Source organism: Streptomyces sp. NPDC005648 (genome assembly GCF_040605395.1).
Taxonomy (GTDB): Bacteria; Actinomycetota; Actinomycetes; order Streptomycetales; family Streptomycetaceae; genus Streptomyces.
This window is the reverse complement of sequence record NZ_JBEXCS010000121.1, coordinates 1-24,474: the sequence shown is the minus strand read 5'-3', so window position 1 is coordinate 24,474 and position 24,474 is coordinate 1. Positions and strand designations below refer to the sequence as shown.

The following is a 24,474-nucleotide window of genomic DNA, read 5'->3' as shown; positions in this document are numbered from 1 at the left end:
AAGCGGAACTCGGCGGTGCGGGTGTCGTAGACGAGGGAGCCCGTCACATCGCTCGGCATGAGGCAGGAGGTGATCTTGAGGCTGAAGGTGTGGTCGAGGCAGGCCTGGTTGCAGCCGATGCAGGTGTTGATGGCGTCCGGGGTACCGGCGGCGGCCTTGTTGACGAAGTCCGGGTCGGCGAGCATCGGGCGGGCCATCGACACCATGTCCGCGTAGCCCTCGGCGAGCAGTTCCTCGGCCAGTTCGGGGGTGTTGATGCGGTTGGTGGTGACGAGCGGGACCGCCACCTCGCCCATGAGCCGCTTGGTGACCCAGGTGTAGGCGCCGCGCGGCACCGAGGTGGCGATGGTGGGGATGCGGGCCTCGTGCCAGCCGATACCGGTGTTGATGATGGTCGCGCCGGCCGCCTCGACGGCCTTGGCGAGCGTGATCACCTCGTCGAGGGTGGAACCGCCGGGGACCAGGTCCAGCATGGAGAGGCGGTAGATGATGACGAAGTCCTCGCCGACCGCCTCGCGCACCCGCCGCACGATCTCGACGGGGAAGCGCATCCGGTTCTCGTACGAACCGCCCCAGCGGTCGGTGCGCCGGTTGGTCTGCGCGGCGATGAACTCGTTGATGAGGTAGCCCTCGGAGCCCATGATCTCCACGCCGTCGTAGCCGGCCTTCCGGGCGAGGCGGGCGGCGCGCGCGTAGTCGTCGATGGTCTGCTCGACCTGGTCGTCGGTCAGCTCGTGGGGCACGAAGGGGCTGATCGGCGCCTGGAGGGGGCTGGGCGCGACGAGGTCCTGGTGGTAGGCGTACCGGCCGAAGTGCAGGATCTGCAGGGCGATCCGGCCGCCCGCCTCGTGGACCGCGGAGGTGATCGCCGTGTGCTGCTCGGCCTCGGCGTCGGTGGTGAGCTTGGCCCCGCCCTCGTAGGGCCGCCCCGCCTCGTTGGGCGCGATCCCACCGGTGACGATCAGGCCCACTCCCCCGCGCGCCCGGGCGGCGTAGAACTCCGCCATCCGCTCGAAGCCGCGCTCGGCCTCCTCCAGGCCGACGTGCATGGAGCCCATGAGCACGCGGTTGGGCAGGGTGGTGAAGCCCAGGTCGAGCGGGCTGAGCAGATGCGGGTAACGGCTCATGGGGTCCTCCGTGCACGGTGTGGTGCATCAGTTGTAGACGACCCCGGAGCCATTGTGCAACTAGTTGCAGAATCGCTGGACCTCAGCGGCTCTCGAGAATCACATGCAGCTCCCGTTCCTGGTCTCCCGACGCCGAGGACAGATCCCGCACCGTGAACAGCGGGTCCAGCGTGGCCCGCAGCCGTTCGATCGCCCAGTACCCGCCCTGCGCGTCCAGCTCGACCGAGGACGACAGCCGCCCCGGCGCCGGACACTCGTGCGCGTCGGTGACCTCGAACGTCCCGAGCCACACCATGGGCCGTGTCTCATGCAGCTGCTGCGGCACCTCCTCCGCACCCCGGTCCGACTCGAAGCAGGCGCACAGCGTGTCGAAGACGACCCGTGCGTCCTCCTTGCTGCAGCCGCTGATCTCCAGGGAGACGGGCTCCTCGTGCGAGCGCTGACGATCCATCGTGACGCTCCTCTCATGACGGTGGCGCGGCTCCACGGGTCCCCCGCGAACCGCGCCACATCCCCAGAAAAGCACCACTGCCGGACTCGGACCAGCGAGAGGGTCAGCTCTTCCTGAAGCGGTACGTCTTGCTGTCCGTGAGCACACAGAACCCGGGCGAGACGACGATCACGCGCAGGGTGCCGTCTCGCCGGTCGTAGTCGATGCCCTCGACCTCGAAGGTGCCCGAGCAGGAGCTCCGCAGCGGCAGCTGCTGGAGCGCGGTGACATGACCGGTCACGTCCGACGTGCCGTTCACCGCGGCGGACAGGTCGACCTGCAGCAGCGGCTTGGTGACGCCGAAGAGCGTGCCCGCCGGGTCGTCCGAGGAGCACAGCAACTGCGTGGCGGTCACGAAGTCGCAGCCCTGTACGTCACGCACGGCGTGGTCCAGGTCGACGGTGGCGACCTGCGGGAGGTTCGACGAGGGGGAGGTGGCGGCGTTGACGCGGGGGGTCGGGAAGACCAGGAAGCGGCTCATGGTGCCGTACTCGCCCGACAGCATCCACTGCCCGTCGGGCGAGATCGCGACCCAGGAGTTGTTCAGCGCCTCGCCGGAGCCGAGTTGGTGAGTGTATTCGGACCAGGTGCCGTCCGGTGCCTCGACCCGGTACATCTTCGCGGTGCCGGAGTCGGCCTGGTACGGCTCGACGACGTATCCGGTGGCGGAGGCGTCGGGGTCGCCGACGTGGTTCCAGCCACGGCTGGAGACGGAGAGCGGGATGGTGCCGATGCCGGTGTAGTGGTTGGGGCTGCCGGCCGGGACCTCCACGGAGGTGAGGCCCTGGCTCTCGGTCAGCGGGTCGGCGCGGTCGGAACCCAGCTCGGTCCAGGTGCCGGCGGCCGACGCGGGCGGGGCGGCCGCCAGGACGGCCGCGGTGGCGAGGGCGAGCGCGGCGGTCAGGGCCGCATGACAACGTTGCCGGGCACGCAGGGGCATGGGAGGACTCCTCTAAGAGACCGGGGGTGTGTCCGGCGGACAGTCTGGCCCGTCGAGATGGTCATGTACAGACCAATTCGATAACGGGGGCTTTCGGCTCGGCGACGCCTCGTCCCCGGGTAATGTCGGCACCGCCGTGGAGACGGCCGCGCCTTGTTGAGGGATGGTGGAGGTGGGCGACCGAGGCGCCACAGGGACGGTTGAGCGCGGTAGAACTTGGGGAGTCGGCACGGGGGACCGGGTGCCGCGCGAACGGGTGAAGGCGGTGCGGGGAATGAGTGCACCTGGGTTTCCGGTGACCGAGGGCCGGGAGTCGGTGCGGCCGAGCGGCCTGCTCGACGTCCTGGGTGTGGCCTCGGTCGTGCTGGACGCCGAGGGGCGCATCGCGCTGTGGAGCCCGCAGGCCGAGGAGCTGTTCGGCTACCCGGCGCAGGAGGCGCTCGGCCAGTACGCGGCCCGCATCATGGTGCACGAGCAGCATCTGGACCTGGTCGTGAAGCTCTTCGCCGACGTGATGGTGACCGGCCAGAGCTGGGCCGGCGCGTTCCCCATCCGCCGCAAGGACGGCTCCACCCGCCTGGTGGAGTTCCGCAACATGCGTCTGCTGGACGACCACGGCGAGGTCTACGCGCTGGGCCTGTGCGCCGACCGGTCGACGGTGCGGCGCGTGGAGCGGGACGTGGCGCTGTCCGCGAGTGCGATCGCGCAGTCCCCCATCGGGCTGGCCGTCCTGGACACGGATCTGCGGTACGTGACGGTCAATCCGGCGCTGGAGCGGCTCAACGGCATGTCGGCCGAGGAGCACATCGGCCGCCGTATCAGCGATGTCCTGCCCCACCTGGACGTCGACGCCATAGAGGCGGCGGCGCAGGACGTGCTGGAGACCGGCCGGCCGCTCGTCGACCAGCTCACCATCGGCCGGACGCCCGCCGACCCGGTCGAGGAGCACGCCTGGGTGATCTCGCTGTACCGCCTCGAGGACTCCGCGGGCACCGTACTGGGCGTGGCCGGGTCGGTCGTGGACGTCACCGAGCAGCACCGGGCGAGCGTCGAGGCGGAGACCGCGCGGCGCCGGCTCGCGCTCATCGCGGACGCCTCGGCCCGTATCGGCACCACCCTCGAACTCGACCGTACGGCACGGGAGTTGGCCGATGTGGCCGTGCCGGAGCTCGCCGATGTGGCCGCCGTCGACCTGCTGGAGGCGGTGGTCGACGGCAGACGCAGCAGCCTGGGGCCCGCCGAGCCGGCGGTGATCAGGGCGCTGGCCGTGCGGGCCGATGACGCTCCGGAGGCGCTGCGGGCGGCCGACGAGCCCGGCCAGGTCGCGCGGTACGGCCCCGACCGGCTGGTCACGGAGTGCGTGCGCACGGGCCGGCCGGTCATGGTGGCCCAGGTCGAGGCGGCCGATCTGCCGCGCATCGCCCACTCCGACGAGGCCGCGGAGCTGCTGACCCGGGCGGGTCTCCACTCGTACCTCGCGGTGCCGCTGATCGCGCGCGGCGAGGTGCTCGGCGCCCTGGACCTCAAGCGCACCCGCAATCCGCTGCCGTTCACCGAGGACGATCTGCTGCTCGCCCGTGAGCTGGCGTCCCGCGCGGCCGTGCAGATCGACAACGCCCGCTGGTACCAGAACGCCCGGGACACCGCCCTCACCCTGCAGCGCAGCCTGCTGCCCAGCCATCCGCCGGTCACCGGCGGACTGGAGGTGGCCTCCCGCTACCAGCCGGCGGGCGCCACCACCGAGGTGGGCGGTGACTGGTTCGACGTGATCCCCCTGGAGGGCGGCAAGACGGCGCTGGTGGTGGGCGATGTGATGGGCAGCGGCATCACCGCGGCGGCCACCATGGGCCGGCTGCGCACCGCCACGAACACCCTCGCCTCGCTCGATCTCGACCCGGCCCGGCTCCTGGAGCACCTGGACCGGATCACGGAGAGCCTGGACCACTCCATCGCGACCTGCGTCTACGCCGTCCACGACCCGGAGCTGCGCCGGTGCCGGATCGCCAACGCGGGCCATCTGCCGCCCGCCCGGCTGCGTGAGGGGCATCCCCCGGAGTTCCTGGAACTGCCCACCGGCGCACCCCTGGGCGTGGGCGGGGTCGCCTTCTCCACCACCACCGTCGACCTGGAACCCGGCGACCGGCTCGTGTTCTACACCGACGGCCTGGTCGAGACCCGCCAGCACCCCCTCGACGAACGCCTGGAAGCCCTGCTGTCGCTGCTGGAGGGCCCCGACCGCCCGCTGGAGGAGGTCTGCGACATGCTGCTGCGCACGCTGCACCAGCCGGACAACTCCGACGACGTGGCACTTCTCATCGCCCGGGTGCAGAAACCGGACTGACCGTCGACGCCGGCCGGCCCCGTACGCCCCCTTTCACAGCTACTGATTATCCGGCCCTTATCGCGCTCCTCGCACAATCACAGCAAGGCATGGCAGGGGAATGCCGTGTGCCGTGGCCGATGGGAGCGAGCCGTGATGCACGAACCGCACCAGGAACCCGCCGCCGGGGGCGAGCCGCCCGACCGGCGCGGCGAGACGACACCGGACTGGGAGGTGATGACCGGCCCGGGCGGGCCGGAACCCGCGGGAGACCCGGCCTGGGACCGCGTGTGGCGGCGCCGCTCCGGCCGCGCGCGGGCGGTGATCGCGGCGTCGACGGTCGCCGTGCTGGCGCTCGGCGGCACCGTCGCCTACGCCGCTGCCTCGGGCCCGTCCCGTACCGGCGCCACCCCCTCCGCCTCCGGACCCGTGTCCCCCGCACCGAGCGGGCCGGGTCAGCGGCAGGGCGGCGGCCGCTGGTTCGACTTCGGCGGCATGGGCGTGCACGGCGAGGCGACCGTCAAGGACCAGGACACCGGCAAGTGGGTGGTACGGGTCTGGCAGCGCGGCACCGTCGAGAAGATCGACGGTGACCACGTCACGGTGAAGAGCGAGGACGGCGCCCAGTGGACATGGACCGTCGGCTCGGAATCCACGGTCCTGCACGACGGCACCAAGGGCTCCGGCACGGGTGACCTGAAGAAGGGCGAGACCGCCCTGCTCGTGGGCACCCGCGCGGACGACGGGACCAGGACCGCGACCCGCGTGCTCGCCGGGGATCTGACGGGCAGGGGCCCGGGCGGCGACTGGCACGGGAGGTTCCCCGGCCACGGCCCCAGGGACTGGCGTATGCCGGCTCCGTCGGCGAGCCCGTCGGGCAGCGGCGCGACGACGTGACGGCGCCCGCGCCGGCGCTCGACGCCGCTATGTCCGGACGCCGATGACGACGTTGGCGTAGAGGTCGTCGTCCGTGGCCAGGCGGACCGTCAGGCCGTGAGCGGCGAAGGCCGCCACGGCCGTCCCGGCCTGCCGTTCGCTCGTCTCCACCAGCACGCAGCCGTCCGGGGCGAGCCAGCGCGGTGCCTCGGCGGCGACCCTGCGCAGGACGTCGAGGCCGTCGAAGCCGCCGTCGAGCGCCACCAGGGGCTCGTGGTCGCGCGCCTCCGGGGGCAGGAGCCCCACCTCGTCCGTCGGGACGTACGGCACATTGGCCGCGAGGATGTCGATCCGGCCGCGCAACTCCTCGGGCAGCGCCTCGAAGAGGTCGCCCCGGTGGGCGTGGCCGCCGACGCCGGTGATGTTGCGGTGGGCGCAGCGCACCGCGGCCGGGTCGATGTCCGCGGCGTGCAGTTCGACGTCGCCGAGCGCGGTCGCCAGGGCGGTGCCGACCGCGCCCGAGCCACAGCACAGGTCCACCACGACACGGGCCCGCGGAGCCTGGGCGAGAGCCTGCTCGACGAGGAACTCGGTACGGCGGCGGGGCACGAACACACCCGGTTCGACGGCGATCCGCAGACCGCGGAACTCGGCCCAGCCGAGGACGAGTTCGAGGGGCAGGCCACCCGCCCTGCGTTCGACGAGCCGGGTCAGCTCGGCCGGGGTCGCCGCGGCGGCCAGGATCAACCGGGCCTCGTCCTCGGCGAAGACACAGCCCGCGGCACGCAGGGCGGCCACGACGGAATCGCTGAGATCGCCGAGCCCGGCGGGATCAACGGGGTGGGCGGAGAAGGAGGGTGAAGACATGGAAGCCGAGAGCCTTTCGGTGAGCCGAAGGGTGCTCTCGCGATCGACTACGGCCGACGACCCATGTCGACGCGAGGAGAGAGCACCCGACCTGACACAGCGGTAATGGGACTCACCTCCTCGGTCATCGGCGGCCGGGACGACCCGCGGCCGGACGGTCACATTACACCAGCGCTCGGACGTCGACGGCCCCCTCGGCCTCCGGCCCCTCGCCCGGCCCGCTCCGGCGGCAGGCTCCCCCATCCAGTTGTATTCTGCAACCAGGTGGACGAGGGAGGACCGGTGGACGCGGACGAGGCCGTGGAGGCGATCCAGCGCGAGATGACGGTCTTCGCCCGTCGCGCCCGGGCCTCGGCGGGGCGGATGCACCCCGAGCTGTCCCTGGTGTCGTACACGCTGCTCGGGCATCTGGAGGAGAGCGGGGGCTGCCGGGCGACCGACCTGGCGACCCACTACGCCCTGGACAAGTCGACGGTGAGCCGTCAGGTGGCCGCGCTGGAGCGGGCGCGGCTCATCGAACGGCGTGTGGACGCGGACGACCACCGGGTGCAGGTGCTGCACCTGACCGAGACCGGCCGAAGGATCCTCGCGCAGGTGACCGAGCGCCGCCGGGCCGCGTTCCGGGAGCGGCTCGCGAACTGGCCGCGCAACGATCTGGAGCGGTTCGCCGAATATCTCGTCACGTACAACTCCTGGACCCGGACCGAGGCCTAGGGAACCGCCAACTCCCTTGCGTCCGTGAGGCGTTCGGGAACGCGGGCGGCACCGAAGACGGTGGTGCGGCGCAGGGCGAAACCGAGGGACTCGTACAGGCGGATGGCGTTGGTGTTGGCGGCGCCGGTGTGCAGGAACGGCGTCTCGCCGCGCTCCCGGATGCCATGGGCGACGGCGAGGATCAGACGGGTGGCCAGCCCCTCACCGCGGAAGGCGGGGTCGGTGCAGACGGCGCTGATCTCGGTCCAGCCCGGCGGACGCAACCGCTCCCCCGCCATGGCTATCAGGGCGCCGTCGCGGCGTATGCCCAGGTAGGTGCCCATCTCGATGGTGCGGGGCAGGAACGGGCCCGGCTGGGTACGGCCCACCAGGTCGAGCATCTCCGGCACGTCGGCGGGGCCGAGGCGCACCGCGTCCGGCTCCGGCGCGGCGGGGACGCCGTCGTCGACGAGCTGCACGCCCTCCACCTGGAAGGTGACCTCCCAGCCGGCGGGGAGCTCACCGCGGAAGCCGAGCAGCGGGACCTCGCCCTCGGGACCCGCGAAGGCGGCCAGGTCGGCCCAGTCCGCGGCGTCCAGTTCGTCGGGCAGGGCGAGCCACGGCGAGACGTCGACGGGGTAGCGCAGCAGCCGGCCGCGCCGCTCGGCGAAGTGGGCGTGCGGGCCCGTCAGCGAGGCCAGGGCGGGATTGTCCAGGACATGGCTCATACGGCGACCTCGATCACGATCTTGCCGCGGGCGTGGCCGTCCTCGACGGCGCGCAGGGCGTCCCCGGCCCGTTCCAGCGGGAAGGTCCGTGTCACCCGCGGGTCCAGGCTGCCGTCGACCACGAGGTCGGCCGCCGCGGTGAGGCCCTCGGAGGTGCGGACGCGGGCGACGCGTGAGCCGCCGAGCTTCTCGACGACCTCGGGCGGCGCCCCGGCCGTGACCAGCTTCGTGCGGTCGGTGAGCAGGGTCGCGGCCTCGGCCAGGACCTCGCCGCCCACCAGGTCGTAGACGCCGTCGACGCTGCCCGGCACACGCTCGGTCCAGCCCGGCCCGGACGGGACGTGCTCGGCGCCGAGGGACTCCACGAACGCCTTCTTGGCCTCGCTCGACACGCCCACGACCCGCAGGCCCCGGGCCCGGGCGATCTGCACGGCCGCGACACCGACCCCACCGCCCGCGCCGGTGATCAGCACGGTCGCGCCGGCCGGCAGATCCAGCTGGCGGATACCGTCGTACGCCGTCACGGCCGCGACGGGCAGGGTCGCCGCGTCGGTGAAGGACAGACCCGCGGGCTTGTGCGCGATCAGGTCGACCGACAGCAGCGCGTACTCGGAGTACCCGCCGACCACGGGCCGTCCGAAGACCTCGTCCCCGACGGCGAAGCCCTCGACGCCCTCGCCCACTTCCTCCACGACGCCGGCGACCTCGTTGCCGAAGTAGGCGGGGAAGTCACGCTCCCCCCTCTCGCCGGGGCGGCGGTAGCCGGTGCGCAGTTTCCAGTCGACGGGGTTCACGCCCGCGGCCCGGACCGCGATGAGGACCTGACCGGCACCGGGTGCCGGCCGCTCCACCTCGACCAGGGCCTCGACCTCCGGTCCGCCGTACCGCGTGAAGACATACGCCTTCGGCATCGCTCCCACTCTCCTTCACTCACGCCTCGCACCAGTCGCCAAGGAAGATCGGCGAACCCCTATTCCCGGAGCGGCCCAGTGTTCATACGGCCGCAATGATCGCCGCGCTGACCAGGGACGGAGCACGGGGGACGACAGCGTACGGTTGAGCCATGAACGTCACCCGAGGCTTCACCGGACGCACCCGCGTCCCCGATCCCGGCCTCCCGCCCGGCCAGTACGACGCGGGCGACGACTGGCCCGTTCTGTCCGCGGAGGTCACGCCGGAGCTGGCACCGGCCGACTGGACGTTCCGCGTCGACGGGCTGGTGGAGCGGCCTCACACCTGGGACTGGGACGGGGCACAGGCGCTGCCCAGGTCAGCCTACGAGGGCGACATCCACTGTGTGACGAGCTGGTCGAAGTTCGGGGTGCGGTTCGAGGGTGTCTCGCTCGACGCCTTTTTCCATAGGGTGCGGCCCCATGTGTCGGCCACCCATGCCGTCGCCTATTCGCACACCGGTTACACCACCAACCTTCCGCTCTCGGATCTGACCGGCGGGCGGGCCTGGATCGCGTTCGCGTACGAGGGCGAGCCGCTCGCTCCCGAGCACGGCGGTCCCGCGCGGCTGCTGGTACCGCACCTGTACTTCTGGAAGAGCGCCAAGTGGATCGCGGGCATCCGGCTCCTCGACCACGACGAGCCGGGCTTCTGGGAGCAGAACGGCTACCACGCGCGGGGCAATCCCTGGGAGGAGCAGCGGTACTCCGGTGACTGACACGTTCACCCCCCTGACGCGGTTCGCCGTGCCCGGCCGGATCGCGGTGAGCAATCGCACCGCGGCCGTGTGGCAGACCGCCACCCTCACCGAGGTCCGCCGCGAGACACCGCGCGCGTCGACCTTCCGGTTCGCGGTGCCCGCGTGGGCGGGGCATCTGCCGGGCCAGCATCTGATGCTGCGGCTCACCGCCGAGGACGGCTACACGGCCCAGCGCCACTACTCCATCGCGTCCGCGCCCGACGACGCCGGGCACATCGAGCTGACCCTGGACCATGTCGAGGGCGGCGAGGTCTCGGGCTGGTTCCACAGGGTGGCGAAGCCCGGTGACGAGGTCGAGGTGCGCGGCCCGCTGAGCGGCTTCTTCGCCTGGCCGGGCGACCGGCCCGCGCTGCTGGTCGGCGCCGGCTCCGGTGTCGTACCGCTGATGTCGATGGTGCGCCACCACCGGGCACGGGGCCTCGATGTGCCGCTGCGGCTGCTGGTGTCCGCGCGGGGTCCGGAGGACCTGATCTACGCCCGGGAGTTCGGCGCGGAGACCACGCCCGTGTTCACGCGGAACGCGCCCGAGGGGGTGGCCGTGGGACGTATGGCGGCGGCACATGTGGCACCGCTCCTGGCCGAGCGGCCTCCGGGTGGGTGGGAGGCCTATGTGTGCGGCTCCAATGCCTTCGCCGAGCACGCCTCGCGACTGCTGGTGGCGGCCGGGCAGCCCGTGGAGCGGATCCGGATCGAACGCTTCGGCTGAGGCACGAACTCCTCGCGGCCGAACGGCCGCACGGTGAGCGATCTCCGTCCGGCTGGGTACCCGGCTTCCACCGCCACTCGCGCACATGGGCGGTGCGGAGGGACAATACAGACCAAGGACAGAACGGCCCCTCCGGCTCCGGTGACGGCGAGGAGGTCGAGATGCGAACCCGGGTGCGCGGCTGGCGCTGGCGGCGCAATCCGCTGCGGCGTCGGTCGGACGTGGTCGAGGCGTGGACGACGGTCGTCGTCGCCGTGCTGCTGTTCGTGGGCGCCCCGTTGGCGGGGGCGCTCGTGGGGTGGTGGGCGCACGAGCAGGCGCGGACGGTCGCGGCGTCGGCCCGGGCGCAGCGGCACAGCGTACGGGTCGAGGTCGTCGGCAGGACACCCGAGGCCCCGGCGACGGTGCAGGGCAGCCGTGAGCACTCGTACCGCGTGAGCGTGCGCTGGAGCGATCCGGTCACGGGTCCGCACACCACCGAGGCACGCGTCCCGGCGGGCACCCGGCGCGGCGACAAGGTCGACGTGTGGTTCGACGCGCGCGATCGGAGCGTTCCCCCGCCCCCGGGTGAGACCCAGATCTGGCAGCACACCATCACCATCGGCACCTGTGCCGCGGGCGGAGCGGTGGCCGTGGTGCTCCTGGGCCACGCGATCGTACGACGTGTGGCCACGAATCACCGGCTCGGCGAGTGGGAACGGGAGTGGGCCCGCACGGAGCCGCAGTGGACGCGCCGCCAGGCGGGCGGAACGTAGCGCCTGGGGCGAGAGGCGAGCGGGGCGCTGGCCGGCAGAGGCCGACGGCAGGCGACCCAGGTGTCAGGCACCAGACGTGCGGTCGTACCGGCCCGGCCGCCGCTAGAGAGGTCGCGGCACCCGGCGCGCGGGCCGGGCGACACGCGTGCTACCCCAGCCGTTGCATCCGTCGCGCGATCCGTCCGTGGTCCCGAAGGGCCTCGGAGAGCCCGGGCAGGCGCGGTTCGCCGCGGTCGACGAGGACACGGCCGCCGACCACCGTGGTCCATGCGCGGGCCGGTCCGCAGCGCAGCCAGGACTCGACCGGGTCGCTCAGCGCGCCGGCGAGGGCTACCTCGTGGAGGTCCCAGACGACCAGGTCGGCGCAGGCGCCCGGGCGCAGATGCCCCAGTTCGTCGGCGCGGCCGAGGCAGCGGGCCGAGCCGCGGGTCGCGATGTCGAGGGCGTCGCGGGCGGCCATGGCGCCGGGGCCGCCGCGATAGCGGCCGAGGAGCAGGGCGGTGCGGGTCTCCATCCAGAGCGAGGCGTGGTCGGTGGAGGCGGAACCGTCGCAGCCGATACCGACCGGCAGACCCAGCTCGCGCATCTCCTTCACGCGCGCGGTGCCGCCCCCGATCAGCATGTTGGAGCTGGGACAGTGCGCCACGCCGACGCCCGCGGCCCCGAGGCGCCGCATCTCGTCGTCGCTCGGATAGATGCAGTGGGCGACCCACGTGCGGTCGCTCATCCAGCCGCAGTCCTCGAAGTACTCGACGGGCCGGCAGCCGTAGGTCTCCAGGCAGTACGTGTCCTCGTCGCGGTCCTCGGCGAGATGCGTGTGCAGTCGTACGTCGTGGCGCTCGGCGAGTTCCGCGCTCGCCGTCATCACCTCCTTGGTCACCGAGAACGGGGAGCAGGGCGCGAGCGCGACCCGGATCAGCGCGCCCGGGCCGGGGTCGTGATGGGCCCGGATCAGCCGCTCGCTGTCGGCGAGCACCTCGTCGGTGGTCTGGGTGACGCCGCGCGGCGGCAGTCCCCCGTCCTCGACGGAACGGGTCATCGAACCGCGGGTCGCGTGGAAGCGGAAGCCGATGTCGCGGGCGGCGCGGATCTCGGCGTCGACCAGGTGCGGACGGGGATGGACGTAGAGGTGGTCGGAGGAGGTGGTGCAGCCGCCCATCAGCAGTTCCGCCATGCCCACGTACGCGGACACGTAGGCGGCCTCCTCGTCGAGCGCGGCCCACAGGGGGTAGAGCGTGGTCAGCCAGTCGAAGAGGGTGCCGTTGACGGCGGGGGCGTAGGAACGGGTGAGGTTCTGGTAGATGTGGTGGTGCGTGTTGATGAGCCCGGGGGTGACCAGCCGCCCCGCCGCCGGGACGACGTTCCGGGCCTCCGGTTCGCTCCCGCTCTCGCCCACGGCGGTGACCCGACCATTCGTCACCGCCACCCAGCCGCCGGGAATCTCGCGATCCCCGTCGACCACCAGCAGTCCGGCGTCCTTGACCAGCAGATCCACGGCTGACGACATGGCGGCATCGTAGACGGATCAGGCCGAAAAGACCTGGCGAGTCGTCCGATCACGCACGTACGGTGTGATCACCCTCACCCTGCCCACTCATCGCTGTCCGAAGGCGGTCCTGCATGGCCCTGTTCGACCTTCCGCTCGACGAGCTCCGCGAGTACCGCAGCGAGTCCACGGAGCCCGAGGACTTCGACGCGTTCTGGTCCAAGACCCTCCAGGAAGCACGCGAGCACGACCTGGACGCCCGCTTCGAACCCGTCGACACCGGCCTGACGACGGTGCGGGTGTACGACGTGACGTTCGCCGGGTTCGGCGGGCACCCGGTGAAGGGCTGGCTGACCCTGCCGGCCGGGATCGAGGAACCGGTCCCGCTGGTCATGGAGTTCATCGGCTACGGCGGCGGCCGGGGCCTGGCCCACGAGCATCTGCTGTGGGCCTCCACCGGCCGGGCGCACTTCGTGATGGACACGCGCGGCCAGGGCAGTGCCTGGGGCGGCGGGGGCGGTACCGCCGACCCGGTGGCCGGGGCTCCCGCCTTCCCCGGTTTCATGACGCGCGGTATCGACGCGCCCGAGAACTACTACTACCGGCGGGTGTTCACCGACGCGGTCCGCGCTATCGAGGCGGCCCGCTCCCACCCGCTCACGGACGCCTCCCGCACGATCGCGCTCGGCGGGAGCCAGGGCGGCGGCATCACGATCGCCGTGGGCGCTCTGGTCCCGGACCTGGCGGCGATCGCCCCGGACGTCCCCTTCCTCTGCGACTTTCCCCGCGCGACCACGATGACGGACCGTCACCCGTACCGTGAGATAGGCCTGTTCCTGAAGACCCACCGCGGCCGCACCGGGGACGCGCTGCGCACCCTCTCCTACTTCGACGGCGTGCACTTCGCCGCCCGCGGCCGGTCCCCCGCCCTCTTCTCGGCTGCCCTGGAGGACCAGACCTGCCCGCCGTCGACCGTCTTCGCGGCCTTCAACAACTGGGCCCACGAGGACAAGACGATCGAGGTGTACGACTTCAACGATCATGAGGGCGGCGGACCGTACCAGGAGGCGGCCAAGATGAAGTGGCTGCGGTCGCGTCTCTGACCTTCCCGCCAGTCCGACCAGTCGGTATGTTCAGGGGGTCCGGGTCGCAGCGTCGCGGCCCGGGCTCTCGGCGGAAGGCGGAGGACCTCATGGCGGAGCGTGGGCCGAGCGTGCAAGGGCACTGCGACGAGCGGTTCCTGGCGGTGCGGGAGGCGTTCGAGGAGAACTTTCGGGAGCGTGGGGAGCTGGGGGCCGCCGTCGCCGTGAGCGTCGGCGGCGAGGTCGTGGTGGACCTGTGGGGCGGGTGGGCCGACGCGGGGCGCGGCCGGGCCTGGGAGCGCGACACCCTCGTCAATGTGTGGTCCACCTCGAAGGGTCCGACCGCGCTGTGCGCGCACATCCTCGCCGACCGGGGACTGCTCGACTTCGACGCCCCGGTGGCCGCCTACTGGCCCGAGTTCGCCGCGGCCGGCAAGGAGAAGGTGCTCGTACGGCATCTGCTGTCGCACCGGGCCGGTCTGTCGGGGCCGCGCCAGCCGCACTCGGTGGGGCAGCTCTACGACTGGGAGTTCACGACGCGGCGGCTCGCGGCGACGGAGCCCTGGTGGGAGCCGGGGACGCGCTCCGGGTATCACGCGTTCACCTACGGCTTCCTCGTCGGGGAGGTCGTACGGCGGGTGTCGGGGCTGCTGCCGGGGGCCTTCCTGGAGCGGGAGGTGACCGGGCCGCTCGGGATCGACTTCACCATCGGGCTGCCGGAGAAGGAGGCGGGACGGGCCGCGGAGCTGGTGCATCCGCCGGCCGCCGACAGCAGCGAACAGGCCGCGGCCTTCAGTCAGTTGGCGCCTCTCGCCCTGGCCGCGCTGGCCAATCCGCTGGTGGGCGCCGCCCAGGCCAACACCGCCGAGTGGCGGGCCGCGGAGATCCCGGCGGCGAACGGGCACGGGACGGCGCGGGCGGTCGCCCAGCTGTACGGGATCTTCGCGGGGCGGGGGTCGTACGGCGGCCGACGCGTCCTGTCGCCCGAGGCCGCCGAGCGGGTGCGTGAGGGGCAGGGCAGCTGCCGGGACCTGGTGCTCGGCGCCGGGCTCGACGGGGAGACGGAGATCGGGCTCGGGCTCTGGCTGAGCGGGGACAACGGCTCGTACGGGCCGAACCCGCGGGCTTTCGGACACGACGGGTTCGGGGGGTCGTGCGGGCTCGCCGACCCGGAGGCGGAGGTGTCGATGGGGTATGTGATGAACCGGATGGGGCCTCATATCGCCAACGATCCCCGGAAGATGGCCTTGATCGAGGCGCTCTACAGCGCCCTGTGAACGGTCCGCGGCGCGGGCCGGTTTCGGCCGAACCGGCCGCCCGCCCTTCCCTGCTGGTTTAGACCAATGCTAGATCTGGTGGCGCACCGAGCCCGCACGGCTACCGTATGTCACCACACAGGAGGCGCGGCATGGCCCGCACCACCCCGCACGACCGATCCGCCACCACCGGCCGCCCGCTGTACCGCGGCGTCGCGGAGCGGCTGCTCGACGAGTTGCGCGACGGAAGCGTCCCGCCCGGCGAACGACTGCCCGGCGAACGGCAGTTGGCCGGACGCTTCGGGGTCAGCAGGGAGACCGTCCGGCAGGCACTCGAACTGCTGCGCAGGGACGGTCTCGTGACCACCGACCGGCGGGGCAGCCATGCCACGCTGCCCGGCCTGCCGGTGGAGACCCCCGCCTCGCTGACCTTCCCGGTGGGTGCCCGGACCGTCGATCCGTGCGCCGCCGACCGGGCCACGGTCACCTGGGAGACTCCCCCGCCCGAGCACGCCGAGGCCCTCGGACTCGCCCCGTACCGGCCGACGTTGATGCACCGCTACGAGTCCGCGGGTGCGGACGGACGCGGCCGCCGTACGGCCGTCACCTCCTTCTCGGCCGTCGCCCTGTCGGAGGTGGAGGAACTCGCCCGCTATCGAGACCGCGCCGACGGCAGCGCGTCGGCCCAGCTGCGGCGCGCCTACGACTGGATGCGCAGGGCGGGGCTGACCCTGCACCACCGGGACTCCATCACCCCGCTCGCGGACGCGCCCTCGGTACGGGTGACACGGCGCGTGCACGACCAGTACGCGCGGCCGCTGGAGATCACGGATCTGGTGGTGGACGCCCAACAGGACGCCCTGGTCTATGAGTTCATGGTGCCGGCGGCGGGCTGACGCCCGGCGGGCGCTCGTCAGAACCTGATCGCCCTCACCAACCGCACACGGGGGCTCCCGTCGGCCCGGCGCCCGAACTCCCGCAGGGGTTCGAGCTCCACACGGAACCCCGCGCCTTCCAACTCCCGCCGTACGTCCCCGAGTCGGAAGGCGCGGTAGTACATGACGAACGGGGGCCGCCACAGGGCGTTGCGCACCCGCATGACCCCGTCGAAGCCGAGCAGCATCCAGAACGCGGGTGACGAGGGCCGGGGCGGGGCGAGGACGGGGAAGGCGAAGCACCCGCCCGGCCGGAGCACCGAGTGCACCTGCGCGAACAGACCGGGCAGCTCCTCGGGCAGGAAGTGTCCGAAGGCCCCGTAGCTGGTCACGAGGTCGAAGGCCGGGCGAAACGGCAGCGCGCGGGCGTCCGCACGCACCCAGGAGACACCCGGCCGTCCGTCGGCTGCCGGGGCCGGGTCCCCCGCCGGCCGCACCCGCTCCTGGGCCACGGAGAGCATCCCCGCGCTGAAATCGACCCCGGTCACACTCTCCCCGCACACCCGCGCGAGCACCTCGACGCCCGCGCCGGTGCCGCAGCACAGGTCGAGTCCCGTGGCGTACGGCCCCGTGCGCGCCAGGGCCGCGGCGACGGCGTCGAGCACCGTGTCGGGCGTCCGGAAGGGGGTGTGGTCGAACTTCGGGGCGAGCAGGTCGTAGCCGTGCTCGACGGACGACAGCGCCTGGACGGCGAGTTCGCGCAGGCTGGGGCCTTCGGGGCTGAACATCTCCGTCAGCGTAGTGGACACCGGCACGGCCGCTGATTACTCTCGGCCTCACCTAATCAACAAATTGACTATGAATGAGGGAGGGCTCGATGCGTGCGTTCCGTGAGGCGGTGGAGGCGGGCGACCTCGACGCCGTCGAGGCGCTGCTGGCCGAGGACGTCGTCTTCTCCAGCCCGGTCGTCTTCAAGCCGTACCCGGGCAGGGCGATCACCGCGGCGATCCTGCGGGCGGTCTCGCAGGTCTTCGAGGACTTCCGCTACGACCGTGAGCTGGCGGGGCCCGACGGCCGCGACCACGCGCTGGTGTTCACCGCGCGGGTCGGCGACCGCGAGCTGACCGGCTGTGACTTCATCCATGTCGACGAGGACGGCCTGATCGACGAACTCACCGTCATGGTACGGCCCTTGTCGGGCGCCCAGGCGCTGGCGGCGGCGATGGGCGCGCGGTTCGACGAGATCGCGAAGGAGGCGGAGGCCCGGTCGGCCCCCGCCTCCTGACCAAGCGGCCGAGCGGTTCGGTCCGGGGAAACCCCGCCCGGCGCGACCGGACCGATCCGGAGTTCTTCCCACTGACCGCGGCCCGGGCACGGTTGGATGTCGTCATGACCACCGACGAGCAGGCTCGGCTCATGCGGGCCAACCAGGCGAACTGGGACGCCCGCACCCCGGTCCACCTGGCCAGCCGGTTCTACGGTCTCGACCAGGACCTGGATCCGGCCCGTTGGTTCGCCTCGTTCGAGTGGGAGGACCTCGGCGAGCTGGACGGGCGGGACGTGCTGCATCTCCAGTGCCACCTCGGCACCGAGACCCTCGCGTTCGCCCGGCGCGGCGCCCGGGCCGTCGGACTCGACTTCTCCGAGGCGTCGGTGGCCGCGGCACGGGACATCGCGGCGCGGGCGGGCACCGATGTCGCGTTCGTGCGGGCGAATGTGTACGACGCCGAACAGGCCCTGGCCGGGCGGCGGTTCGACGTCGTGTACACGGGCAAGGGCGCGCTGTGCTATCTGCCCGACCTGGACCGCTGGGCGGACGTGGTGTTCCGACTCCTGCGCCCCGGCGGCCTGTTGTACATCGTCGAGTTCCATCCGCTCCTCAACTCCCTCGGCCCGAAGCCCGCTCCGGACGAGGGGCCCGAACTGCTGCTGCGCCACGACTACCTGGGCGGCGACGGCCCCGTGCACCGGGACGCGACCCACACCTACACCGACGGTCCGGCCGTCGAGGGCGCCACCGAGAGCTACGAGTGGACGCACGGAATAGGGGAGGTCCTGGGCGCGTTGATCCGGGCGGGACTGACCGTCCGGAGCCTGCGCGAGAGCGACGAGCTGCCCTGGCCCCGCTGGCCGCGGATGGTCCGTACACCGTCCGGCTGGTGGCGGCTGCCCGAGCCGCGCATCCCGCTTCTCTACGGCCTTCTCGCCACCCGCTGAGCGGTTTGGGACCGCGCTCCTTGTGGTAGGGTCCTGTCAGCACTCGTGTTCGCCCCCTTGAGGGCGCCGGTGCCGTCTCCACCTCAGTTCGCCGACCGCCCGCCGTCTTCCGGCCGGCCCACCGGCTTTCTCCCACCACCTCGTGACCGGCACGACCGTGCCGTACCCGAGGTGCTGTTCCCGCCGCTGAAGGCGCGTGTCCGCCTTCCTCTCGCGGCTCCCACCCCTTCCTTCCGCATGCCACATGCTCTTCGTCCTCGAAAGGACCGACCACCATGACCACCACTCTCGAACACCCCCCTGTACAGCAGGAACCCCAGACCCAGGTCGCCCTCGGCGTCCTCGACATCGACGCGGGCGGGAAGGGCCATCTGCGGGCCGCCGACAGCCTCCTCGCCGCTCCCTCCGACCTGCCCGTCTCCCCCGCGCTGATCCGCCGTCACGGCCTGCGCAGGGGTGACCTCGTCGAGGGCCTGCGCGACGGCCGACGGGCGCTGACCGAGGTCGTACGCGTCAACGGGCACACGCCCGAACAGGCCCGCGCCCGACGCCACTTCCGCGACCTCACCCCGCTCCACCCGAACGAGCGGCTCCGCCTGGAGCACCCCGCGGCCGGGCTGACCGGGCGCGTCGCCGATCTGATGTCGCCCGTCGGCAAGGGGCAGCGCGGGCTGATCGTGGCCCCGCCGAAGACCGGCAAGACGGTGCTGCTGCAGCAGATCGCGGCCGCCGTCGCCGGCAACCACCCCGAGTGCCGTCTGATCGTGCTGCTCACCGACGAGCGGCCCGAGGAGGTCACCGAGATGCGGCGCTCCGTGCGCGGCGAGGTGTACGCCTCCACGTTCGACCGGGCGCCCAAGCAGCACATCGCGCTCGCCGAGCTCGTGATCGAGCGGGCCAAGCGGCTCGTCGAGGCGGGCGAGGACGTCGTGATCCTGCTCGACTCCCTGACCCGGCTGTGCCGGGCCCACAACAACGCGGCCGCCGCCGGTGGCCGCACGCTCAGCGGCGGTGTCGACGCCGCCGCGCTGCTCGGCCCGAAGCGGTTCTTCGGCGCCGCCCGGCTCGCCGAGGAGGGCGGTTCCCTCACCATCCTCGCCACCGCCCTGGTGGAGACCGGCTCCCGTGCCGACGACTACTTCTTCGAGGAACTCAAGAGCACCGGCAACATGGAGCTGCGCCTGAGCCGTGAACTCGCCTCGCGCCGGGTGTTCCCGGCCGTCGACATCAACCCGTCCGGCACCCGCCGCGAGGAACTCCTCCTCTCCCCCGCCGAGTTGACCGCCGTACGCGGTCTGCGGCGCGCCCTGCAGACCCGGGACGGCCAGGCGAGCCTGGAGACCCTCCTGGAGCGGATGCGGGACACACCCGACAACGCGACGTTCCTCCGGCGCATCCAGCCGACGCTGCCCGCCGGGTGACTCCCCCGCACGACCCACTGCGGCATCCGGGTGCTCCCGCCTGCGCCCCGGCCCGGCCATCGCCCCGAACGCCGGACCCCTTCCTACGTTGACAATATGACCATCGGATTCTCATTCCGGACGCCTCGTACTGCCGTCATGACCTGCGCCCTCTGTGTCGCGGGCGTCCTGGCGCTGACGCCCGTCGCGGCGGCCGTAGGCACGGAACCCACCCCTCCCGTCGGGCCGCGGACGGTGGTGCCGCAGCCGTCGTTCCTGTACCGGGCGGGCACCCAGGTGCGACCGCACCGTACGGCACCCGTGGTTCCGGACGTCTCCGCGCTGTCCTGGCTGGTGGCCGACGCCCGCAGCGGCGAGGTGCTGGCCGCGCACGACGCGCACCGCAGGCTGCCGCCCGCGAGCACCCTCAAGACCCTGTTCGCCGTCACCGTGCTGCCCGCCCTGCCCGGCGGCGTCCGGCACACGGTCCGGGCGGAGGAACTGGCGGACATCGGCCCCGGCAGCAGCCTGGTCGGCGTCGCCGAGGGACAGACCTACACGGTCGCCGACCTGTGGCGCGGGGTCTTCCTCAACTCCGGGAACGACGCGGTGCACGTCCTCGCCGCCCTCGACGGCGGCTGGCGCGCGACGGCCGCCCGGATGCAGGCCAAGGCGCGGGCCCTCGGAGCACTGGACACCGAGGTGAAGTCACCGGACGGCTACGACACTCCGGGACAGGTGTCGTCGGCGTACGACCTCGCGGTGTTCGGCCGGGCCGGGCTGCGCAACGCGGACTTCGCCCGGTACTGCGGGACGGCCTGGGCGAGGTTCCCCGGGGGTGCCGGAGGGTCGTACGAGATCGTCAACACCAATCGGCTGCTGTCCGGCGCGGACGGCGTCGAGCCCTATCCCGGGCTGATCGGGGTCAAGAACGGCTACACCACCAACGCGGGCAACACGCTCGTCGCAGCGGCCCGGCGGGGTGGGCGCACGCTGGTCGTCACGGTGATGAATCCGCAGGCCGGCGGCGGGCTCACCGTCTACGAGGAGGCGCGGGAGCTGCTCGACTGGGGGTTCGCGGCCGCGGGGCGGGTGGAGCCGGTGGGGTCGTTGGACGGGCTGCGGGTCAGGCCCCGGCCGGGCCCGGCCGCCACTCCGGTGGCCGTCGCCGTCGCGCCCGAGGGCGGGTCGGGGTGGCCGGAGGCGGGCGCCGTCTCGGGTGCCGCCGCGCTCGGCGCGGGCGGGGTGGCCCTGGTGCTGCGCGTGCTGCGGGTCAGGAACGCGCGCTCCGCCGGGAGTTGACCGACCGGCAGCCGGAGCAGCAGGCCGAGGGTGATCCATGTGTAGGTGTTGCTGCCGAGGAAGCCGTCGATGCCGGAGGCGTCGTCGAACCACAGCCACACCACGCTGGTGCACAGCACGGCGTACAGGGCGCCCGCGATCCGCGGGTGCCCCGCGCGCGTCAGCACGGCGAGGGCCGGCAGCAGCCACACCAGGTGGTGCACCCAGGTGATCGGGCTGACCAGGCAGGCGGTCAGCCCGGTCAGCGCGAACGCGGCGGACCAGTCGTTCCTGGCCAGTGCCCGGCGGGTCCGGTACGCCCAGACGCCCAGGACCAGCAGGACCGCCGTCGCCCAGACCGCGCGGTCGCTCTCGCCCAGGCGCGCGAGGATGCCCTGCAGGGACTGGTTGGAGACGTAGTCGAGCCGGCCCACCCGGTTCGTGTCCCACAGGGCGCGGGTCCAGTAGAAGCGGGAGGCGTCCGGGGCCACCAGGGCCGCGAGCCCCGTCGCCGTGATGGTGACGGCCGTCGCCACGGCGGCCGCGCGCCGGCGACCGGCGAGCAGGAGCAGGCCGATGAAGAGCGCGGGGGTGAGCTTGATCGCCGCCGCCAGACCGATACCGACGCCCGCCCAGCGGCCCCGCCCGGTGCCGAGCAGCCATCCGTCGGCCAGCACGAGGGCCAGCAGCAGCAGATTGACCTGGCCGAAGCTGAAGGTGTCGCGCAGCGGTTCGAAGAGGGCGAGCAGACAGGCGCCCAGCGCACAGCCGTACCAGCCGTGACGCCGCCAGGCACCGGCCGTCACGATGTGGACGATCAGTCCCAGGGCCGCGAGGTTGAGCAGCAGCGAGAGGGCGATCGCGGTGCGCAGGCCCACCAGTGCCATGGGCAGCATGGCGACGGCCGCGAAGGGCGGGTAGGTGAAGCCGTACGTCGTCCCCGGGACCCGGTAGTCGTAGAGACGTCCGCCGTGGTGGATCCAGGTGTTGACGGCGCCGTAGTAGACGCGCAGGTCGAACCAGTCGCGCAGCAGCGGCACCGTGGCGGTGAAGGCGGCGACGGCGACGGCCAGGGCGAGGACCAGCAGCAGTCGGCCGCGGTCGGTGCGGGGCGGGTTCACGCGGTGTGTCCGAGGGCCGGGGCCTGGGCCGCCTGATGGGCCTGCCACAGGACCACGACGGCCAGCACGCCGCCGGAGACCGCCAGGACGAGCTGGCCGGTGTCCACCGGTCCGCCGCTCGGCAGGGTGGCGAGCGCCAGCACGCCCGTCACGGCCGCCACCCGGTGTCGTACGGAGGTGGTCGGCGCCGCCGCGGCGATGAGGAACAGGCCCCACAGGGCGTACCAGGGGCGGATCGCGGGGCCGAAGGCGGCGACCGTGGCGAGGCTCAGGCCGAGGGCGTACACCGGGCGGGGGCGCAGCCGCCACCATATGGCCGCGATCACGAGCCCGGTGACCGCGATGCCGAACAGGTGCCAGGCCGGCAGGGCCAGCGGGGCGAGGTCGCTGCCGAGGTGTTCGAGAAGGGCTCCGGTGGCCCGGCCGAGCAGGCTGGTGAGGGCCCAGTTGTGGGCGGAGACAGGGGTGTCGAGGGCTCCTATCCAGCCGTATCCGGTGCCGGCGACGGCCGTGGCCGCGACCGTGATGGCCGCGGCGGCCAGAACGGTCGTCAGAACGGCCTTCGCGGGCTTCCGCCCGGCTCTCACCTGCAGGACGACGACCGCGGCGAGCCCGAGCACGGCGGGCGCCTTGACCAGCGCGGCGAGTGTGACGAGTACGGCGCCGAGGACCGGCCACCGGCCCAGCGCGGCGACCAGGCCGACGCCGAGCAGGCCGAGCATGATGGCGTCGTTGTGGGCGCCGGCGACCAGGTGGAGCAGGACCAGCGGGTTGAGGGCGCCGAGCCAGAGGGCGGCGGCCGGGTCGGCGCCGCTGTGCCGGGCGAGGCGGGGCAGCGCGGCGGCCATCAGCGCCACGCCGAGCAGCGCGACCAGCCGCATGCCGACGAGCCCAGCCGGCAGCTCGCCACGGGTCAGCCCCGAGAGACGGGACGCGACGGCGAGGAACACCGGGCCGTACGGCGCCCCGGTGTTCCGCCACAGCGGCGCGACCTCGTCCGCGAGCGGCCCGCCGAGCTGTGCGGGCCCGTGCGCGTACACGTCGATATGGGCGTCGACCATGGCGCCCTGGGCGAGGTAGCTGTACACGTCGCGGCTGAACAGCGGCGGGGCGAGCAGCAGCGGGGCCGCCCAGACCGCGAGGACCAGCAGCAGGGAGCGCGGGGCGGGCGGCTCGGCGCCACGGACCAGCCGGCCCAGCAGCACCCAGGCGGCTATCAGCAGGACGACGCCGAAGTAGACGCCGACCAGGCCCAGGGCCGCGCGGACGTTGGCGGGGGCCAGGAGCTCCTGGACGGGCAGGGCACCGGCCGTCTCACCTCCCAGGGCGAGGAAGGCGGTGCCGGCCAGACCCAGCACCTGGCAGCGGCGGAGATCGACGGGGAAAACCATGGCCAACACTCGCTCAGCGTGTCAACGCCGGATGGCCGGAACCTGACGCGCCGCCTGCGGGTCGGCGGCCTGCGTGTGACCGGTGTGTGATCCCGTGAGCGCTTCCCGGGGTCGTCGGGCTGTACCGCTCAGAACACCGACACACCGGTCAGTGTGGTGAAGCGGTCGAGTGCGGCCACGCCCGCCACCGAGTTGCCGCGTTCGTCGAGCCCCGGGCTCCACACGCACAGCGTGCAGCGGCCCGGCACGACGGCGATGATGCCGCCGCCCACGCCGCTCTTGCCGGGCAGTCCGACCCGGTAGGCGAACTCGCCGGCCGCGTCGTACGTGCCGCACGTCAGCATCACCGCGTTGACCTGTTTGGCCTGGCTGCGGGTGAGCAGCCGGGTGCCGTCGGCGCGGACACCGTGGCGGGCCAGGAAGCCGGTCGCCAGGGCGAGATCGGCGCAGGAGGCCGTGAGGGAGCACTGGCGGAAGTACTGGTCGAGCAGGACCGGGACCGGACTGTCGATGTTGCCGTAGGACTTCATGAAGTGGGCGAGGGCCGCGTTGCGGTCGCCGTGCCCGGCCTCGGAGGCGGCGACCTCCTTGTCGAAGTCCAGGGCGGGGTTGCCGCTCTCGGTGCGCAGGAACGCCAGCAGTTCCCCGGCCGCGTCCCCGGTACGGCTCTGCAGGCGGTCGGTGACGACGAGGGCGCCCGCGTTGATGAACGGGTTGCGCGGGATGCCGCTCTCGTACTCCAGCTGGACCAGGGAGTTGAAGGGGTTGCCGGAGGGCTCGCGGCCCACGTGCTCCCAGAGTGCGTCGCCCTCGCGGGCCAGGTCGAGGGCGAGGGTGAAGACCTTGGTGATGGACTGGGTGGAGAACGGATGCCGCCAGTCCCCCACGCCGTAGACCGTGCCGTCCAGCTCCGCGACCGCCATGCCGAAGCGGCGCGGGTCGCAGGCCGCGAGCGCCGGGATGTAGTCGGCGGGGCGGCCGCGGCCGGGGGTGCGTTCGATCTCCTCGGCGATGCGCTCCAGGACCGGCTGGAAGGAGTGGGACGACGTCGTTGTCATGATCAGCGGCTCCGCCGCGGGGCGCGACCTGCCCGGACGACGCCGGACCCGCCCGACGACCCGGCTCGGCACCACCGATGGCGCTCACAGCTCC

At 72.7% G+C, this 24,474-nt stretch carries 23 protein-coding genes and 1 pseudogene; 13 read left to right on the top strand and 11 right to left on the bottom strand.

The genetic code is table 11. The annotated features are described in order from the left end of the window. The 3 genes from ABZT17_RS40730 to ABZT17_RS40720 form a co-directional block, all read right to left on the bottom strand. The coding region (locus tag ABZT17_RS40730) for a 2,4-dienoyl-CoA reductase FMN-binding domain-containing protein (RefSeq protein ID WP_356357070.1) at positions 1–1,127 on the bottom strand (1,127 nt) is incomplete at its 3' end. An 82-nt stretch (positions 1,128–1,209) separates the two neighbouring features. Further along, complete coding sequence (locus ABZT17_RS40725; protein WP_356357069.1) at positions 1,210–1,578, bottom strand: hypothetical protein; 369 nt, start codon at positions 1,576–1,578, stop codon at positions 1,210–1,212. Between the two features lie 103 nt (positions 1,579–1,681). After that, positions 1,682–2,557 carry a hypothetical protein gene (locus ABZT17_RS40720; RefSeq protein WP_356357067.1) on the bottom strand — a complete coding sequence of 292 codons (876 nt, stop codon included), beginning with the start codon at positions 2,555–2,557 and terminating at the stop codon, positions 1,682–1,684. A 274-nt stretch (positions 2,558–2,831) separates the two neighbouring features. On the opposite strand from ABZT17_RS40720, the gene ABZT17_RS40715 reads away from it, so the two are divergent. Then, the gene (locus ABZT17_RS40715) at positions 2,832–4,898 is read left to right on the top strand and encodes a SpoIIE family protein phosphatase (RefSeq protein ID WP_356357065.1); all 2,067 of its coding nucleotides are present in this window, start codon (positions 2,832–2,834) and stop codon (positions 4,896–4,898) included. Positions 4,899–5,033: 135 nt separating this feature from the next. Next, positions 5,034–5,774: a hypothetical protein gene (locus ABZT17_RS40710; RefSeq protein ID WP_356357063.1), complete on the top strand. Its 741-nt coding sequence runs from the start codon at positions 5,034–5,036 to the stop codon at positions 5,772–5,774. A 27-nt stretch (positions 5,775–5,801) separates the two neighbouring features. On the opposite strand, the gene ABZT17_RS40705 is transcribed toward ABZT17_RS40710, so the two are convergent. Then, positions 5,802–6,620, bottom strand: a complete 819-nt coding sequence (locus ABZT17_RS40705; RefSeq protein ID WP_356357062.1) for a putative protein N(5)-glutamine methyltransferase — start codon at positions 6,618–6,620, stop codon at positions 5,802–5,804. Positions 6,621–6,941: 321 nt separating this feature from the next. On the opposite strand from ABZT17_RS40705, the gene ABZT17_RS40700 reads away from it, so the two are divergent. Then, entirely contained in the window at positions 6,942–7,334 is a 393-nt protein-coding gene (locus tag ABZT17_RS40700; protein WP_356357072.1) for a MarR family winged helix-turn-helix transcriptional regulator, read from the top strand. Here ABZT17_RS40700 and ABZT17_RS40695 read toward each other — a convergent pair. Together ABZT17_RS40695 and ABZT17_RS40690 are read right to left on the bottom strand one after the other, a co-directional pair. After that, complete coding sequence (locus tag ABZT17_RS40695; RefSeq protein ID WP_356357061.1) at positions 7,331–8,041, bottom strand: GNAT family N-acetyltransferase; 711 nt, start codon at positions 8,039–8,041, stop codon at positions 7,331–7,333. The two genes, ABZT17_RS40700 and ABZT17_RS40695, sit on opposite strands and share 4 nt — an antisense overlap. Next, complete coding sequence (locus ABZT17_RS40690; RefSeq protein ID WP_356357059.1) at positions 8,038–8,952, bottom strand: NADP-dependent oxidoreductase; 915 nt, start codon at positions 8,950–8,952, stop codon at positions 8,038–8,040. The genes ABZT17_RS40695 and ABZT17_RS40690 overlap by 4 nt, the downstream gene beginning before the upstream one ends. 152 nt (positions 8,953–9,104) lie before the next feature. Here ABZT17_RS40690 and ABZT17_RS40685 point away from each other — a divergent pair, with 152 nt between their 5' ends. The 3 genes from ABZT17_RS40685 (at position 9,105) to ABZT17_RS40675 (ending at position 11,213) form a co-directional block, all read left to right on the top strand. Next, positions 9,105–9,710: a sulfite oxidase-like oxidoreductase gene (locus ABZT17_RS40685; protein WP_356357057.1), complete on the top strand. Its 606-nt coding sequence runs from the start codon at positions 9,105–9,107 to the stop codon at positions 9,708–9,710. Beyond that, positions 9,703–10,458 carry a ferredoxin reductase gene (locus ABZT17_RS40680; protein WP_356357055.1) on the top strand — a complete coding sequence of 252 codons (756 nt, stop codon included), beginning with the start codon at positions 9,703–9,705 and terminating at the stop codon, positions 10,456–10,458. Before ABZT17_RS40685 ends, ABZT17_RS40680 begins: the two co-directional genes overlap by 8 nt. 161 nt (positions 10,459–10,619) lie before the next feature. Further along, positions 10,620–11,213 (top strand): hypothetical protein, encoded by a 594-nt coding sequence (locus ABZT17_RS40675; RefSeq protein ID WP_356357053.1) that lies wholly within the window; start codon positions 10,620–10,622, stop codon positions 11,211–11,213. Positions 11,214–11,361: 148 nt separating this feature from the next. Here ABZT17_RS40675 and ABZT17_RS40670 read toward each other — a convergent pair whose 3' ends face one another. Further along, positions 11,362–12,720, bottom strand: a complete 1,359-nt coding sequence (locus ABZT17_RS40670; protein WP_356357051.1) for an 8-oxoguanine deaminase — start codon at positions 12,718–12,720, stop codon at positions 11,362–11,364. A 113-nt stretch (positions 12,721–12,833) separates the two neighbouring features. Between ABZT17_RS40670 and ABZT17_RS40665 the strand changes: the two genes are divergently transcribed. The 3 genes from ABZT17_RS40665 (at position 12,834) to ABZT17_RS40655 (ending at position 15,933) form a co-directional block, all read left to right on the top strand. After that, a complete protein-coding gene (locus ABZT17_RS40665) occupies positions 12,834–13,802 on the top strand; it encodes an acetylxylan esterase (RefSeq protein WP_356357049.1) in 969 nt (322 codons plus the stop codon). Positions 13,803–13,891: 89 nt separating this feature from the next. After that, a complete protein-coding gene (locus ABZT17_RS40660) occupies positions 13,892–15,058 on the top strand; it encodes a serine hydrolase domain-containing protein (protein WP_356357048.1) in 1,167 nt (388 codons plus the stop codon). Between the two features lie 131 nt (positions 15,059–15,189). After that, the gene (locus tag ABZT17_RS40655; protein WP_356357047.1) at positions 15,190–15,933 is read left to right on the top strand and encodes a winged helix-turn-helix domain-containing protein; all 744 of its coding nucleotides are present in this window, start codon (positions 15,190–15,192) and stop codon (positions 15,931–15,933) included. Between the two features lie 17 nt (positions 15,934–15,950). On the opposite strand, the gene ABZT17_RS40650 is transcribed toward ABZT17_RS40655, so the two are convergent. Then, entirely contained in the window at positions 15,951–16,700 is a 750-nt protein-coding gene (locus ABZT17_RS40650; RefSeq protein ID WP_356357045.1) for a class I SAM-dependent methyltransferase, read from the bottom strand. 89 nt (positions 16,701–16,789) lie between these two features. Here ABZT17_RS40650 and ABZT17_RS40645 point away from each other — a divergent pair, with 89 nt between their 5' ends. The 4 genes and pseudogenes from ABZT17_RS40645 to ABZT17_RS40630 all read left to right on the top strand — a co-directional run. Continuing rightward, entirely contained in the window at positions 16,790–17,197 is a 408-nt protein-coding gene (locus tag ABZT17_RS40645) for a nuclear transport factor 2 family protein (protein ID WP_356357043.1), read from the top strand. A gap of 104 nt (positions 17,198–17,301) precedes the next feature. Beyond that, the gene (locus tag ABZT17_RS40640) at positions 17,302–18,129 is read left to right on the top strand and encodes a class I SAM-dependent methyltransferase (protein ID WP_356357041.1); all 828 of its coding nucleotides are present in this window, start codon (positions 17,302–17,304) and stop codon (positions 18,127–18,129) included. Between the two features lie 275 nt (positions 18,130–18,404). Further along, positions 18,405–19,550, top strand: a complete 1,146-nt coding sequence (rho, locus tag ABZT17_RS40635; protein WP_356357039.1) for a transcription termination factor Rho — start codon at positions 18,405–18,407, stop codon at positions 19,548–19,550. Between the two features lie 96 nt (positions 19,551–19,646). Further along, positions 19,647–20,534 (top strand): annotated as a pseudogene (locus tag ABZT17_RS40630) (serine hydrolase); the annotation flags it as partial. A 35-nt stretch (positions 20,535–20,569) separates the two neighbouring features. Here the strand turns inward: ABZT17_RS40630 and ABZT17_RS40625 are convergent. The 3 genes from ABZT17_RS40625 to ABZT17_RS40615 all read right to left on the bottom strand — a co-directional run bounded on the left by ABZT17_RS40625 (position 20,570) and on the right by ABZT17_RS40615 (position 24,380). Next, entirely contained in the window at positions 20,570–21,931 is a 1,362-nt protein-coding gene (locus ABZT17_RS40625) for a glycosyltransferase 87 family protein (protein WP_356357037.1), read from the bottom strand. Further along, positions 21,928–23,322: a polyprenol phosphomannose-dependent alpha 1,6 mannosyltransferase MptB gene (gene mptB / locus ABZT17_RS40620; protein ID WP_356357035.1), complete on the bottom strand. Its 1,395-nt coding sequence runs from the start codon at positions 23,320–23,322 to the stop codon at positions 21,928–21,930. Before mptB ends, ABZT17_RS40625 begins: the two co-directional genes overlap by 4 nt. A gap of 128 nt (positions 23,323–23,450) precedes the next feature. Then, positions 23,451–24,380, bottom strand: a complete 930-nt coding sequence (locus ABZT17_RS40615) for a glutaminase (RefSeq protein WP_356357033.1) — start codon at positions 24,378–24,380, stop codon at positions 23,451–23,453. Positions 24,381–24,474 lie beyond the last annotated feature (94 nt).